18 protein-coding genes are annotated in these 15,302 nt (G+C 42.8%); 4 read left to right on the top strand and 14 right to left on the bottom strand.

The window, feature by feature from the left end; genetic code table 11:
- Positions 1–27 precede the first annotated feature (27 nt).
- The 7 genes from UFB30_RS05210 to UFB30_RS05180 form a co-directional block, all read right to left on the bottom strand.
- Complete coding sequence (locus tag UFB30_RS05210; RefSeq protein ID WP_322420635.1) at positions 28–327, bottom strand: helix-turn-helix domain-containing protein; 300 nt, start codon at positions 325–327, stop codon at positions 28–30.
- A gap of 18 nt (positions 328–345) precedes the next feature.
- On the bottom strand, positions 346–1,128 hold the full coding sequence (locus UFB30_RS05205) for an antA/AntB antirepressor family protein (protein ID WP_322420634.1): 783 nt from the start codon (positions 1,126–1,128) through the stop codon (positions 346–348).
- Between the two features lie 11 nt (positions 1,129–1,139).
- A complete protein-coding gene (locus UFB30_RS05200; protein WP_322420633.1) occupies positions 1,140–1,373 on the bottom strand; it encodes a hypothetical protein in 234 nt (77 codons plus the stop codon).
- A gap of 191 nt (positions 1,374–1,564) precedes the next feature.
- Positions 1,565–1,744 (bottom strand): hypothetical protein, encoded by a 180-nt coding sequence (locus UFB30_RS05195; RefSeq protein WP_322420632.1) that lies wholly within the window; start codon positions 1,742–1,744, stop codon positions 1,565–1,567.
- A gap of 86 nt (positions 1,745–1,830) precedes the next feature.
- On the bottom strand, positions 1,831–2,187 hold the full coding sequence (locus UFB30_RS05190; protein ID WP_322420631.1) for a hypothetical protein: 357 nt from the start codon (positions 2,185–2,187) through the stop codon (positions 1,831–1,833).
- A 1-nt stretch (position 2,188) separates the two neighbouring features.
- Positions 2,189–2,398, bottom strand: a complete 210-nt coding sequence (locus tag UFB30_RS05185) for a hypothetical protein (protein ID WP_322420630.1) — start codon at positions 2,396–2,398, stop codon at positions 2,189–2,191.
- Positions 2,399–2,409: 11 nt separating this feature from the next.
- Positions 2,410–2,643 (bottom strand): helix-turn-helix domain-containing protein, encoded by a 234-nt coding sequence (locus UFB30_RS05180; RefSeq protein ID WP_322420629.1) that lies wholly within the window; start codon positions 2,641–2,643, stop codon positions 2,410–2,412.
- 153 nt (positions 2,644–2,796) lie between these two features.
- Between UFB30_RS05180 and UFB30_RS05175 the strand changes: the two genes are divergently transcribed.
- From UFB30_RS05175 to UFB30_RS05160, 4 genes are all read left to right on the top strand, one after another.
- A complete protein-coding gene (locus UFB30_RS05175) occupies positions 2,797–3,183 on the top strand; it encodes a helix-turn-helix domain-containing protein (RefSeq protein WP_322420628.1) in 387 nt (128 codons plus the stop codon).
- Between the two features lie 372 nt (positions 3,184–3,555).
- Entirely contained in the window at positions 3,556–4,209 is a 654-nt protein-coding gene (locus UFB30_RS05170; RefSeq protein WP_322420627.1) for a DUF4352 domain-containing protein, read from the top strand.
- A gap of 179 nt (positions 4,210–4,388) precedes the next feature.
- Entirely contained in the window at positions 4,389–4,874 is a 486-nt protein-coding gene (locus tag UFB30_RS05165; RefSeq protein WP_322420626.1) for an ImmA/IrrE family metallo-endopeptidase, read from the top strand.
- 5 nt (positions 4,875–4,879) lie between these two features.
- Positions 4,880–6,100, top strand: coding sequence for a tyrosine-type recombinase/integrase (locus tag UFB30_RS05160; RefSeq protein WP_322420625.1), 1,221 nt, complete (start codon positions 4,880–4,882; stop codon positions 6,098–6,100).
- A gap of 72 nt (positions 6,101–6,172) precedes the next feature.
- Here UFB30_RS05160 and pknB read toward each other — a convergent pair whose 3' ends face one another.
- From pknB to coaBC, 7 genes are read right to left on the bottom strand one after another with little or no spacing between them, the layout of a single operon-like run.
- A complete protein-coding gene (gene pknB, locus UFB30_RS05155) occupies positions 6,173–8,134 on the bottom strand; it encodes a Stk1 family PASTA domain-containing Ser/Thr kinase (RefSeq protein ID WP_322420624.1) in 1,962 nt (653 codons plus the stop codon).
- Complete coding sequence (locus UFB30_RS05150) at positions 8,131–8,886, bottom strand: Stp1/IreP family PP2C-type Ser/Thr phosphatase (protein WP_322420623.1); 756 nt, start codon at positions 8,884–8,886, stop codon at positions 8,131–8,133. Before UFB30_RS05150 ends, pknB begins: the two co-directional genes overlap by 4 nt.
- A gap of 26 nt (positions 8,887–8,912) precedes the next feature.
- Positions 8,913–10,244 carry a 16S rRNA (cytosine(967)-C(5))-methyltransferase RsmB gene (gene rsmB, locus UFB30_RS05145; protein WP_322420622.1) on the bottom strand — a complete coding sequence of 444 codons (1,332 nt, stop codon included), beginning with the start codon at positions 10,242–10,244 and terminating at the stop codon, positions 8,913–8,915.
- Positions 10,237–11,172, bottom strand: coding sequence for a methionyl-tRNA formyltransferase (gene fmt / locus UFB30_RS05140; RefSeq protein WP_322420621.1), 936 nt, complete (start codon positions 11,170–11,172; stop codon positions 10,237–10,239). Before fmt ends, rsmB begins: the two co-directional genes overlap by 8 nt.
- Positions 11,169–11,660, bottom strand: coding sequence for a peptide deformylase (gene def / locus UFB30_RS05135; RefSeq protein WP_322420620.1), 492 nt, complete (start codon positions 11,658–11,660; stop codon positions 11,169–11,171). Before def ends, fmt begins: the two co-directional genes overlap by 4 nt.
- 15 nt (positions 11,661–11,675) lie before the next feature.
- Positions 11,676–14,060, bottom strand: a complete 2,385-nt coding sequence (gene priA, locus UFB30_RS05130; RefSeq protein ID WP_322420619.1) for a primosomal protein N' — start codon at positions 14,058–14,060, stop codon at positions 11,676–11,678.
- Complete coding sequence (gene coaBC / locus UFB30_RS05125; RefSeq protein WP_322420618.1) at positions 14,057–15,265, bottom strand: bifunctional phosphopantothenoylcysteine decarboxylase/phosphopantothenate--cysteine ligase CoaBC; 1,209 nt, start codon at positions 15,263–15,265, stop codon at positions 14,057–14,059. Before coaBC ends, priA begins: the two co-directional genes overlap by 4 nt.
- Positions 15,266–15,302: the final 37 nt, after the last annotated feature.

The raw sequence follows: 15,302 nt of genomic DNA, 5'->3' as shown, positions 1-15,302 counted from the left end.
GCGATATAGTTTGTTTATGACTTATAATTAAATTACTCGGTTGAGATATTTCGTTTCTCGCTTCACCCATTTAGTATTCAGGTCGATCCATTCAAACAGCTGCTTCGTTGGCACTCTTGGATGACCAGCTTCTCTAAATACCGGGAAGTCACCGCGCTTCATCAGCTCAACTGCCTTTGAGTGACTGATGCCGAGAAATTCTTGAAACTGAGTTTTAGATAACACTGGCGGCAATTCGTTTTTGACTGCATGTTCTTTCATTGCCTGGTCAATCGCGTCTTTGATAACCGCCTGCAGCTGATCGAGATCCAGTTCTACTTTCAGCATTGCGCCTCTCTCCTTTCGTTATAAAACACTTCGCTGGCTCGGATTTAACAGCTTGTCCGCTACTCTGAGCCCGTCTTGCAACTGTCCAGTAAGTGATAGGTACTGCGGCAGTGTCATATCTTTAAATCCGTGCTTCATCTTATAATTTTCGATCAGCATTGTGATATTGGTTCTGTAAGCCGTGTTATAAGCTGATCGGAATTCCCTCCAAGCTTGATCAAAGCGAATGCCGTTTACCCCGGCATATTTTTGAATCATCTTAACCAGGCGTTGCTTTTCATCGCCGTGTGGATCAATACGATCGAATGTATCAATGCGGTGTTTTAGTGTTTCACTTTCTTGTTGCAATGAATGTTGTTGCTGCTCGATGCGGTCAATCTTTTCTTGCTGAGCCACTAACTGGTTAACAGCTACCTGCAACACTTCTAATTGACTTGTAGGCTTTTTGTTTTCTTCACGCAATCTCTTTTCGATCGCAATGAACTTTCGTCTTACTGCTCGACCCATTTCGTTGTTTTCGACCATTGCGATCTCTTTGGCTGTATCTAAAATCAGGATGTAATCAATCTTAGGTCTGCCTTTAGTCGCTCCAAGTGGCGTGGTTGAGCCATTCCCCGAAACGGGGGAAAAATCTTCACCTTCGATAAAGCCGTATCTGCTGATTCTTTCTTTAATCCAGGTACTGAAATCCCTTTGAACAAAAAGCAATTCATGAAGCTCTCTGGCGAAAACAACCTTTTCACCTTTATCCGTTTCATACACTGGCAGCATTTCATCATCAATTAATTTAAGTCCGTTCATGTCGGCACCTCCTAGATGTGTAAGCTTGTCTGCTCTCTAACTTTCAAGGCAACCAAAGTACTGCAAACCTCTGTATCCCAATCCGGATGTTCATGAACCAGCTTTTGCAATGTTTTGATCTCATTTAAGTGACTAATTCTCAACATGAGATCAGCAACGTCGTTATAGTTATATTTGTTTTTGTAAAACAGTCCTACATGAAGCTCTACAATTCGATTAAGAACAAATTCTTTAAATTCATTCATCCCTGCACCTCCTAAAAGTTAACCGCCAGCCATGCCTGCATCTGCTTCAACCGTTCTTCCGTGTCTGCTTTGTTCCAGTGTCGATCTCTGATGCGCTGTTTAATGTTTTTCATACTTATCACCTTCATAGACCCTGCCGAGAATGAATGCTGCAAAGACTGAGAATGATAATACTAATGCGGTTAGTGCTGTCATTGGGAGTCCTCCTTTTTGATAAACGATACTGAGATATTGACCTGCTTTTCATCTGAATCAGATTTATATCCGTTTGATACGGTACAACTGAATACTGCAGGCGAATTCAATACTTCCTGTTTCAACATTTCGATTTGAGCTAGTACTTCTGCTCGCTCACCTTTTGTCAATGCCATTTACTGCACCTCCCACCAAATCGAAAGTATGACCAGCAACACGATGATGACCGATACGACTATTTTTTCTGAGCGTGTGAGTGATCTCATGGCTTTTGCCGGCGGAATGTTCTGGATTTATCTTGAAACATTATTGGTGCGTGATCATTTGTGAATTGATACCAAGCACCCTTTTGAGACTTAAACTCAATCACGTGCTTATCAGCCCAAGCTAAAGCTGCTTCTCTGTTACTGAGTTGTTCATACTCTGGCTCGATTTCGCAGTGGTCCGGGAAGTAGTAGGCTGCAGTAATCTGTTCTTCAGTCATTCCGTTAATTTCTGTTAAACAATGACTGCCGTGTGATGCAGCGAACAAAATTTCTTGAAGCTTCCAAGGTTTGGTCAAATCTTTCCTAAGCTTCACCGCATTCATTTGCTCTTGCGTCATCTTCACCTTGTTCATGTCAGTCCTCCTTATCCTGTTTGCGGTTTTCAATTATGGAATCAAGCACTTCTTGAGAACCTTCACACTCCGGATTTCCGAGGCATCTTAGTATCCAAGTGGCACCTTCACGTTCTGGCGTTCCATCGAATACAGCCATTTCGTAATAACGGTAATCATTCAATCCGCCACTGCCTTCGAGCTTTTCTTTAATCCAGTCGTTTATGTCCATTCCAGCACCTCCTAATTAGCGACTTTTTGTTTATTCTCCGATTCGTTTAAGTTTTCTTCAAAAAAACTCTGAATCGGTTCCTGTAATACCTCAGCAATCTTTTTCAGGCGGTAAGGATCAGGCGTTCTCAGCCCGGTTTCGTAATGGCTATACGTTACAGCACTAACGCCAATACGCTCTGCAACGGCTTTTTGCTTCAAACCGCGAGCTTCACGAATCGCTCTCATGTTTTCGTTGATTTTCATTTTCTTAGCACCTCCTGTTATGCGTTTCGTTTAAGCTGTACCCTAATAATAATTCTACATTACGTTTAAGTCAAGCGTTTTTATAAACTTTTCGTATATTTTTTTAAACCGCAGCGTATAACCATATACAATACGCATATAGGAGGCGATGTTATGAGCATTGGCGACAGATTAAGGGACCTGCGTGAAAAGCGCGGAATCAGCCAATTAGAATTATCAAGACGATTAGATATCCCGAACCAAAACATATCGAATTATGAACGTGGATATAGAACACCTGATTATGAGGCATTAAAAAAGTTTGCTGACTTCTACGAGGTGAGCACAGATTACATTCTGGGCCGAGACTTTAAGCAGGTGACAGATAAACCTCTCACCGATCGCCAGAAATATCTCATGGACTGGTTCATGCAAAAGGAACATCTGTTTTTTCAGGATGGCGGAAGTATTGAGGATGCAATTGACGATTTAGAAATTATGTTTGAGGCTTATCAAAAAATGCGTAAGCGTTTTGATGAGGATCAGAAAAAGAAAAAGTAACGCGTGCGTGTATATAACAACTACAACTAATAATTATTTATCTAAAGATCTAAACATCTATATATCTATAAATACATCACGCAACTCGTATCAACAGTTAACGAGGTATTATTCAAAGGTGCGTCAACGCAAATGTATAAGAGTGTATAAACGTTGATTTAACAACATTTAAAAATGTATACGTTCATCAACAGTTAACGTTGTATGCACGGGGTCTGCACGTTTCGTTCATCGAAATACTTTTTAGCTGAATTCATTTTTGCTATTACAATGAAGAAAGTCTGTAATTATTTTGTCAAAAAATGAATCTTTTTTACCCGAAATGTAGTATAGTGGGTATGTAATTATCTTACTAAACAGGGGGCAATAACTATGGCAAAGAAAGACAAAGTAAAGAAGCCAATCTATAAGCGCTGGTGGTTTATCGCATTAGCTGTGATCGTTGTAATCGGCGTGATCGGCAACTTAGGCGAAGACACTGAAGTCGCTGAAGAACCGGAAACTGAGGCTACTTCTGCTGATACAGAATCTGCTGCAAGTGAAGAAGAAGCAACTGAGGAAACCGAAGCGCCTGAAGAGGAAGCTGCTGAAGAAGAGCCAGCCGAGGAAGAAAATGCTGAAGAAACAGCTGGGATCGGAACACCTCTTGATGTTGAAGGCGTAGAGTTCACAATCAACAGCGTTTCAACAGCAACTGAAGTTGGAGACGAATTCCTTGGCGCTACTGCTAAAGGTGAATACTTAATCCTTGACGTAACAGTCATGAACAATAAAAACGAAGCAATCACAACTGATTCATCATTCTTTAAATTGCTTGCTAATGATGCTACATACGAAGCTGATTCAGAGGCTTCTATCTATGCGAACACTGATAACAATTTCTTCTTAGAAGAAGTGAATCCAGGTCTTTCTAACACCGGACTCGTCGTATTTGATGCACCGGCAGGACTGGATCTGTCAGCTGCTACAATTCAGGTACAGACTGGTTTCTTTGGCACAGAGACAGGCGAAATCAGCTTACAATAGTTTTGAGTTAAGCCCTCTCGATGAGGGTTTTTCTTACACCTAATAACCGAACATACGTTTGTTTTATATGTAATATATATGCTAAGTTTCCATCAATCATCACCTGTTTAAATAATGGATGAATTGGTAGAATTTAACCAATATTAGTAGTTTTATATCAAATTATGAGGAGTGATGTCATGGAGTATTGCCAGACACTGATGGAGGATAAAGTACAAGAAATTTATGAAGGGATTGACATCTATCATCCGCATCAAATTGATATTGAGAAAATAGCATCAAGACTCGGGCATTACGTTGAGTTTGCTGAATGCAAGTCATACAGCACACTTGAGACAGAGCGTTCAGGCTTCATCGTGCTGGACAGCCGAGAGGATGAACGCAGTCAGTGGGAAGCATTCGCGCATGAGCTATGCCATATCATGACGCACGCCGGCAATCAGTTCGGGATCACTGAGAGCTTCAGAGAATACCAGGAGGATCGCGCTCGGCTCTTTACACTCAAATTTTGCCTGCCGGTGCATATGTTTGCCAAATACATAGATTCTCTTCCTACACGTACCGAAAGAATCTATACTATGTATAACCTCTTTCCGGTGTCGCCTGAGCTGGCTGAGAGGCGTTTAAATAGTTATGAGAGTCATCATTATCTGAAGAAAGGGTGAATGACATGCAGGTCAAAAAAGTAATGGAAGGCAAGAAAGTTTTGTACTATGAAGCTGTTGCTGATGGTCCGAGGGATCCGTTGACAGGTAAGCGTAATCAGATCAGGCGCCGGGCAAAAGGTAAGGCTGAAGTGCAGCGCAAGGTCGATATGGCGATTAAGAAGCTTGAAGAAAAGCACATGCGGATGATTCAGGGGATCAGAGATCCGGCCGAGGTCCAGCAGCTGACATTTAGTGATGTGGCTGACATGTGGTATGAGGAGTATCGGAGGAGTGGAGTCAAGAAGAATACGCATTTGCACAGAAAAGATCGGCTGAAACAGGTCAATAAAATGATTGGTGATAAAAAGCTGATCGACATCAATCGAGAGGTTTTTCAGAACGTCATATTTGAGCTGTCTGATCGCTATGAGCGTAATACTGTCATGGCATACATCAGCACCGCAAAACTTGTATTTAAGTATGCGAAGAAATCTAAGCTCATTAATGAAATGCCATCGGAGGATACATTTATCCCTAAAAAGCAGTTGACGGTTGAGGAGATCGAGCATTCGAATCAGGATGAAAAATACTTTACACATGATGAGATCAAATTATTTCTGGACACCGTAAATGATAAAGGTTTGGAACTGGATAAAGAGCGTTTCTTTCTGCTGCTGTTTACTGGATTGAGATCTGGTGAGATGTCTGCGCTAAAATGGTCAGACATTGATTTTAATACTCAGATGATCAGGGTGACGAAAACACTTTATAACGCCAAGGGTCGTATGGAGGATTATGAGCTAACCTCCCCAAAAACGCATGGATCCGTCCGCGTCGTGCCGATCAATGATGAAATTGCTGAGATGTTGAGAGAGCACCGCAGGAACCAGTTTAAGATGATGGATATATTTTCAGGTTTTGGCGGTAAGGTTGAGTCGGAAAACTTTGTATTTGCCCGGGAGAACGGTCTGCCTTTTAGAACGTATTTCACCTGGAAGCGTATGAATCGAATCATGAAGCTCTCAGGCATAAAAAAAGAAGCCTCGCCACACATGCTGAGACATACATTCATCAGCATGATGACGGAGGCTGGTGTTGATCTTGCGACGATCATGAACCGGGTGGGCCATGAGGACGCAAAAACAACACTTAAAATTTATACACATGTCACTGAAAAGATGCAAACAGATGCAACAGAAAAGATGGGTCAGTTTTACAGCAACATGTTAAAAATCATCCAATAATTTTTGATTCTGTGATATTTCTGTGATATTTCGGTTTTCGCTCTTGAAAAAATCGCTACAAACCCTTATATATCAACCTTCTTGCTCGTAGGGAAACGTATCTTCAAGATAGGTTTCTCCATTTCTTTCAATACGGTATGAACCGCTGCTTCCTTCTTCAATTGTCAGCCTGATGTTACGTTCCGTATCCTCAGTAATCGTGAATTCTTCAACAGGTTCATCCATTGTATTATTTTTATCCTCAATATAAATCGTAACGACCTGCTCAGGTAATTCAGGAGGATCTTCACCTTCCTCCGGCGGTTCTTCTTCCTGAAGATACTCAATTGTTACAGGAATGACGACGTTATTAACCGGTACTGGCGGTGCACCGAGTGAAGTCACGACATTAATGTTCCCTCCAACTTCCACCATGGTACCTGCTTCAGGGTTTTGTGAAATCACAGTGCCAGCAGCATACTCACCGGAATATTCTTCTCTTGTAATTGTTACACTGATACCTGTCTCCTGTTCATATGCAGCAATTTCCTCCGCCGTATACCCTGTCAGATCCGGAACTTCAGATTGCTCGGGACCCTGACTGATCACAAGTCTCATCACAGTATCACCAGGCACTACCTCTTCACCTTCACGGGGATCCTGTTCTAGAATTGTACCTGCAGCTGAATCGTCATAACGCTCTTCAGGTTCGATATCAGTAAAACCGGCTTCTCGGATCAGTTCTTCAGAATTATCAAAGTTCCTGCCGACATAACCATCCACTTCAATCGTTTCTTTCCCACTGCTGACTGTAAGGTTAATCCGTTCACCTTCATCGACTGACCTTGTCGCTTTTGGTGAGCTCCTCAAAACAATGTCTTCTTCAACCTGTTCATTAGGTTCATATACGATATCACCGACCGTCAGTCCGGCCTCTGTAATAACCTCTTCAGCGTCCTCTATATTTTCGCCGGTTACATCCGGTACCTGAATCTGCGCAGGTCCGAACATGCCCATCGCAGCCATTAAGCCTCCGCCAAGCAAAAGAATAAAGATCAGTGCAAGAATCCACGGCCATTTCTTTTTCTTCTTCTTTACAGGCTTGTCGTCCTTTTTCTCCGGCTCATGAATTTTTGTTTCATCTGATGTCATTACGTCCATTCGGTCTCTGATAATCGGAATGGCTTTTGTTGCTTCAAGGTCCGGTGCCGGTGCAAATACAGGCTCAGAAGCCCGTTCTGGATTCAACACAGTTTTGAGATCATCTGTCATTTCATCTGCACTCGAATAGCGGTAGTGAGGATCTTTTGCAGCAGCCTTTAAAATAACATTTTCCAGACTTTGCGGAAGATCTTTGACTACTTCAGAAGGTCTTGGCAGATCACTTTGCAGATGCTTTAAAGCAATCGAAATTGGTGTCTCGCCTTCATATGGGAGCGTTCCTGTAATCAGCTCATACATGACAATGCCTAGCGAGTAAATATCTGATTTCTTTGAAGCAGTTCCACCTCTTGCCTGCTCAGGAGATAGGTAATGAACCGTCCCCATCACAGAATTAGTCTGGGTAATCGCTGTTGCACTCAGCGCCATCGCAATACCGAAATCGGTGATTTTGATGTTACCTTCCTGATCAATTAGTATATTTTGCGGTTTAATATCTCTGTGAATAATGCCATTGTGATGAGCGTGTGCAATCGCAGAAGTCAGCTGCAGCATAATATCAATAGCGTCTTCAAGTGCAAGCGGTGACTGCTCCTGAATGTATTGCTTCAGTGTCATTCCTTCCACATATTCCATTACGAGGAAATAGTAATCCTCTTCATCACCCACATCATACATACTCACAATGTTTGGATGGGTCAGACTTGTGGCTGATTGAGCCTCTCTCTGAAACCGCTTTAGCATATTGCCATCACCGACATAATCCATTCTGAGGACTTTTACAGCTACATCCCTGTCAAGAATCATATCTCTGGCAAGATATACATTCGCCATACCACCGCTACCGATGGATCTCAGTACTTTGTATCTCCCGCTTAATCTTTTACCAATCATAAGGATTCACCACCCTCATCCTGCAAAGAAATCCTTACAGCCGCAAGTGTGATGTTGTCTTCTCCCCCGTAGTCATTTGCCAGACTGATCAGGCGGTCTGCCATCTGATCTAAAGAAAGATCATTTTCAGCAAGCGCACTGATTTCACCTTCAGACACTTTATTAGAAAGACCATCGGAGCATAATAATATGAGTGTTCCATGATCCGGAACGATTGTTTTAATGGAGGGGTCTGCTTTTCCCTGAGTACCCAATGCCTTTAACAGCAGATTTTTCTTAGGATGATGTTCGGCATCTTCTTTTGAAATCTCACCTGACTGTACAAGCGCATTGACAAAAGAATCATCTTCTGTCATTTGAATCACTTTCGACTGATTAATTACATACCCTCTGCTGTCACCAATATTTGCAATCGAGATAAAATCCTCGGTACATATGGCAGCGACAAGTGTCGTACCCATCCCGTTACATTCAGGATTTTTTTCTGCATACTGAAAAAGTTCAGTGTTCACTTCTTCTATTGTCTGACTGAGCCAGTCCTCTGCAGCGCCCGCTCTAAGCTCACTGTTCAGCTCATGCCATTTGCTCTCTATCAGGTCAACCGTCATCTTACTTGCCACGTCACCTGCGCGGTGGCCTCCCATGCCGTCTGCCACTAAAGCAAGAACGGCAAAATGATTTTTAAAAATGCCACCGGAATCTTCGTTCAGCTTTCGTATTTTTCCACGATCGCTTTTAAAAACGGCTTCCATCCATCCACCTCGTTCATGATCTGCTTTTAATCGCTCTTTTTAAACACTGCGATAAAAAACCCGTCCCCATCAAAGTCCTGGGGGAAAATCTGCAGCATATTGTTTTCTGCAAGGCCTGCAATACGCTCCGGCAGGTGTTCAGGTGCTGTCAGAGACATCTCAGGGTGATCACCCAAAAATCTTTTAACTGTCCCTTCATTTTCCTCTTTATCAACGGTACATGTACTGTATACAAGCGTTCCGCCTTTTTTCAGACTGTTAACTGCTGAATGCAGCAGCTCCTGCTGGATACTTGAAAGAGATTCAAGATCCTGCTCCCTTTTGGCGTACTTTATGTCCGGTTTCCTGCGCAGGACACCCAGCCCACTGCAGGGCGCATCGACAAGAATTCTGTCAAACTCTTTATCAGGATAACGTTCTTTCAATTTGCGGCCGTCGAGCGCTTCACCTTTTACGTTCTTCAGCTTCAGACGGTCTGCATTTTCTTTGATGAGTTTGATTTTATGTTCATGAAGGTCAAATGCGAGCACTTCCCCCTCATTATTTAAACATTCGGCAATATGTGTGGTTTTTCCTCCCGGAGCGGCACACATATCCAGAACTGATTCACCGGGAACAGGTGCGAGTGCATATGCGACTAGCATTGAGCTTTCATCCTGAACAGTAATAAAACCATCAGTATATGCTGAAGTATGTGCAATATTTCCTTTTTTGACACGTATCCCTGATGGTACAATCGGGCTTTCAGAAGCTTCTACACCCTCTTGTTCCAGAAGCGCTAATGCCTCCTGACGGCTGATACGGCTCGTATTAACCCTGGCAGTTTGTACAGGTGCAATCAGGTTTTTTTCACACATTTCTTTCGTCTTCTCAAGTCCGAAATGTGCTGTCCACCTTTTTACCAGCCACTCAGGGTGACTTGTCTCAATCGAGATTCTGATAACCGGATCCTGTATCTCCTCAACAGACCTCACACCTTCACGCTGAATAGAACGTAACACCCCGTTAACCATGCCTGAGATGCCTTTATGTCCTTTTTTCTTGGCAATTTCAACTGCTTCGTGAATCGCTGCTCGTTCGGGCACCCGGTCTAAATAAAGCATCTGATATAGACTTAACCTGAGCAGGTTACGAACCCACCCTTCGACTTTCTTTTTCAGAAAGGGTTCCAGGTAATAATCAAGCGTCATTTTCCGCTGGATTGTACCATAGGTAATTTCAGTCAGAAGACCGGTATCTTTCTTACTGATCTCAAATTTTTTGATCGCATGATTCAGCAGAAGATTACTATACGACTGGTTTTTATCAATCTGATCCAGAATATGAAGGGCAGCTTCTCTTAATGAAAACTTACTCATACTGAGCCTTCTCTCCAATCCCGATATTTGAGCCTCTCAGAAAATCAGCAGCGGGCATTTTCTTTTTCCCTGACGGCTGAAGTTCGGTGACTAATACAGCTTCATCATCCGCTGCAGCAAATAAAATGCCTTCATCTGAAACATGAATAATTTCACCTGGCGCTCCGCTTCCTTTTGAAAGTCTTGCCTGCTGAATCTTTAGCGGCTTATCTCTGAATATTGTATAGGCAGTTGGCCACGGGTAAAGACCTCTGATCTGGTTGAACACGTCTCTGCCCGGACGGTTCCAGTCGATTTTTTCTTCTTCTCTTTTAATATTCCATGCATATGTGGCCTGTTCATGGTTTTGTTCTGTGCGTTCTGCTTTGCCTTCGATCAGTAAAGGCAGTGTCTCAGATAAGAGGTCTGCACCTGTTTCACTTAACTTATCGTGCAGCGTTCCAACATGATCCTCATCGGTAATGCTCACTTCACGCTGACTGATGATATCACCCGCATCCAGCTTTTCAGCCATATACATAATGGTAATACCCGTTCTATCGTATCCTCTTATAATCGCGTGATGAATTGGTGCGCCTCCTCTCAGCTCAGGGAGAAGTGAAGCATGAACATTGATACAGCCAAGCTTCGGTGCTTCAAGTAATTTCTTGGGCAGCAGCTGTCCAAATGCAGCTGTAATAATCAAATCAGCATCCAGCGCAATAATTTCATCAAGCTCTGCAGATCCTGAAAGTTTTTCAGGCTGGATGACTTTCAGGTCAGATTTAAGCGCTTCTTTTTTGACCGGAGGCGGTGTTAATATCTTCTTTCTGCCAACAGGTCTGTCAGGCTGCGTGACAACTGCCTTTACTTCGTACCCGTCAGCGATCACTCTTTGTAAAACCGGTACTGAGAAATCTGGTGTACCCATAAAGATGACTGAAGTCATTCTGCTCCCTCCTCTAACGCTTTTAATTCTTCTTCTGTGACATAGCGCGTTACTTTAGAAGTGAACAAAATGCCGTCTAAATGATCAGCCTCGTGCTGAATCGCTCTTGACAGGTAGCCGTCTGCTTCCATAACAAACGTTTTTCCGTTACGGTCCTGAGCTGTAAGTACAATCTGATCAGTTCTATTAACTTCTCCGAAAATGCCAGGGAAACTCAGGCACCCTTCAACATCTTTTTCTTCACCGGAAATATATTTTATTTCAGGGTTAATCATTTCAATCACACCTGTTTCATCATCCAGATAGACAATGGCAATTCTTTCAGTAATTCCTGCCTGAGGAGCTGCAATACCAATTCCATCGTGCTCCATCATCAGATCAAACAGCTGATCTAACTTTTCATGCAGCTTCCGGTCAAATACAGTCACTTTACTGCATTCTTGTTCTAATCTTGTATCAGGGTGTGTGACAATTTCAAATTTCTTCATATTTTCCTCCATTGTTTACATCATAATATAAGGCTGAACGTCAATGTGAATCGTTACAGCATCTTTTCCTGTATCACTGTATTGATCGAGTATTTTCTTCAGCAGGTTTTTAAGTTCCGGTTCCCGCTTGTATTTGATGATACATTGATACCTGTATTTATCCTGAATTCTTGCGATCGGGGATGCGACCGGACCAAGGATAATTGACTGATCAGACAGTCGGCTCTTCAAAATATCAGCAATCTCATTACACACGCCTGCTGCTTTATTTACGTTTTCATGGCTGAGCGTGATGAGAGAAAGATAGTAAAACGGCGGGTATTGAGCCGCTTTTCTCATCATCATTTCTTTTTGATAAAACCATTCATAATTTTGTGATTTAGCAAGTTCGATCGAAAAGTGTTCCGGTGTGTACGTCTGAATGATTACTTCACCAGGCTTTTCATGTCTGCCTGCTCTTCCACTCACCTGCGTTAACAGCTGAAAGGTTTTTTCTGATGCCCTGAAGTCAGGCAGATGAAGCATGGTGTCAGCGCTCAGCACACCGACTAGTGTAATATTCGGGAAATCCAGCCCTTTTGCGATCATCTGCGTCCCAAGCAGAATATCAGCTTCTCCCCGGCCGAATACATCTAACAATTTTTCATGTGAGCCTTTTTTAGAGGTGGTGTCCACATCCATACGGATTGTTTTGACGTGCGGCATCAGCTTGAACAGTTCTTCTTCTACTTTTTGCGTACCTGTTCCAAAGTACCGGATATGCTCACTTTCACATTCGGGACAGGTATTTGGTACGTATTCTTCATGTCCGCAATAATGACACTTCATACTCTCTTTGGATCTGTGATAAGTCAAAGAGACTTCACAGTGAGGACACTGCATAACCGTTCCGCAGTCTCTGCACATAATAAAGGAGGAATATCCCCTTCTGTTTAAAAAGAGAACAACCTGTTCCTTCTTTTCAATCCGTTTCTCTATTTCTGTCAGGAGGTCCCGGGAAAACATAGATCTGTTCCCTTCACGCAGTTCTTCCCGCATATCAATGACTCTGACTTCAGGTAAATCCTGCTGATTCATTCTGTATTCAAGCTCCAGCAGTTGATAATTACCTTTTTTGGCTCTCGCGAAGCTTTCAAGTGAAGGTGTTGCACTCCCGAGAATAACAGGGCAGCCATGTCTGTTACTTCTTTCAATCGCAACATCTCTGGCATGATATCTTGGTGAATCCTCCTGTTTATAGCTTGTCTCGTGTTCTTCATCAATAATAATTACGCCGAGTTTTTTAAACGGTGCAAAAATAGCTGAACGTGCGCCGACAACCACATTCACTTCACCGCGGTGAATCTTTCTCCACTCATCATACTTCTCCCCGACTGAAAGCCCGCTGTGCATCACAGCAACCTGATTACCGAAACGCCCTTTAAAGCGCTGAACCATTTGTGGTGTGAGGGAAATTTCAGGCACAAGCATAATTGCCTGACGGTTTTGCTTCAGCACCTGATCAATCGTCTGCAGATAAATCTCAGTTTTTCCGCTGCCTGTTACTCCGTGCAGAAGAAAAGTCTGCTGTTCATACTGATTGACTTTTTCAAGAATTGGTGTAATCGCATTCTTCTGATCTGGCGTAAGTGTAAAGTGCTCAGTTTTTTCAAAAGTCCGCTCAGCAAACGGATCTCTGTATTGCTCACTGAAAAACTCTTTTAAATATCCGTTATCAATCATAGTTTTAATGACAGCACTGGTAGTACCTGCAGCCTCTTTCAGTTCTGCAACGGACATTTTCCCATCGTGCCGGTTAAGATGCTCCATGATCAGCTTTTGTTTTTTTGCGTTTGCAGGGATATCATCCACCGTAAGCTGACCGTTTATTTCAACAAATCTTTTTTTCTTAACATTGCCTGATTGTCTGACCACATATTTCACTTCTACTTTCCGCTGCTTAATCAGCTCCTGCAGATCCTTCAGCGCATGTTGTTCATCAGCTGTTTTCCAGGTTAAAGGTGATTCTTTTTGAAATAGTTCTCTAATATGAGAAGGGATGTCTACATCTTCGAGCAAATGAAAGAACTTATTATATTTAGCTTTCATCGCTGCCGGCAGCATTACCTGTAAGGCGGATATTCTATAGCAAAGCGTCTGTTCAGTAAGCCACTCAGATAATGACATTAACTCTTCATTTAATACCGGTTCAATATCCACGACCTCTTCAATCAACTTCAGTTTTTTAACGGATGATTCTTCTTTAATCCCTAAAATAAAGCCCTGAATCTTTCGCGGTCCAAAGGGTACAACGACTCTGATCCCTCTTTGAACGACTGATTGCAGGTTTTCAGGTACCTGATAGTCAAACGTTCTGTCAATCTGTTTTGCAGGAACATCAACGATAACTGAAGCGATCATAAGGATCTTTCCCTCAGCAGACGGTCAATTTCACTGATGAGTTCATGTGCAACCTGTTCTTTTGATTGCAGTGGAAGCTCGGTTACTGTTCCGTCTTTTCTGAAAAACGTTACAGCATTTGTATCCGTTCCAAATCCCGCACCTTCAATCAGAATATTATTCCCTACGATTAAATCAGCATTTTTAGTTTCCAGCTTGCGGGCTGCATAGGTCTCAAGCATTTCTGTTTCCGCTGCAAACCCGATTAAGATCTGGTGCTTTTTCTTCTGACCTAACGTTTTCAGAATATCTTTTGTCCGTTCAAAATCAATTGTCAGCGTGCCGTCTTTCTTTTTCATTTTCTGATCACTGGTTTGTGCAGGTCTGTAATCTGCAACTGCTGCGCTTTTTATCACGACATCCGCATGTTCAAAATTGGTCAGTACCTGTTCATACATTTCTTCAGCTGTTTCAACTTTGATGGTGTGAACGCCTTGTGGCGGTGTAATAGAAACCGGACCCGACACCAGGGTCACTTCCGCTCCGGCTTCAGCAGCTGCTTTTGCAATCGCATAGCCCATTTTACCGGACGAATGATTGGTAAAGAAACGGACGGGGTCGATCTTTTCACGTGTCGGACCGGCAGTAATGATCAGCTTCTTCCCCCTCAGCGGCTGAGCGTTTTTTTTACTAAAAAATTGTGAGATAATTTCTGTAATTTTTTCCGGCTCCTCCAGTCTGCCTTTTCCTACGTAACCGCAGGCCAGGAAACCTTCGGATGGCTCTATGAAACGGACGCCCCGTTCATGCAGCGTATCAATATTTTTTAACACAGCTGGATGGCTGTACATATGTACATTCATAGCAGGAGCTGCCCACACAGGTGCAGTTGTTGCCAGTAATGTGGTGGTGATCATATCATCAGCAATTCCGTTGGCCAATTTGCCGAGAACATTCGCTGTTGCAGGTGCAATCAGAACGAGATCTGCCCAATCCGCAAGATCAATGTGCGCAATCTTAGCTGAATCTTTCTCATCGAATGTATCGTAGTATACGTCATTTCGTGACATTGCCTGGAAGGTCAGCGGCGTAACGAATTCCATCGCGCTTTCTGTCATAATTACTTTTACATTGAAGCCTGCCTGACTTAATTTACTGGTCAGTGCAACAGCTTTATATACAGCAATTCCCCCTGAAACACAAAGGAGTATATTTTTATTTACCAATGCAGCCATCTCCCCATTAAATAGATACTTCCATTAT

It is taken from the genome of Jeotgalibacillus haloalkalitolerans (assembly GCF_034427455.1).
In the GTDB taxonomy this organism is placed as follows: domain Bacteria; phylum Bacillota; class Bacilli; order Bacillales; family Jeotgalibacillaceae; genus Jeotgalibacillus; species Jeotgalibacillus haloalkalitolerans.
This window is presented reverse-complemented; position numbering and strand designations above follow the sequence as displayed.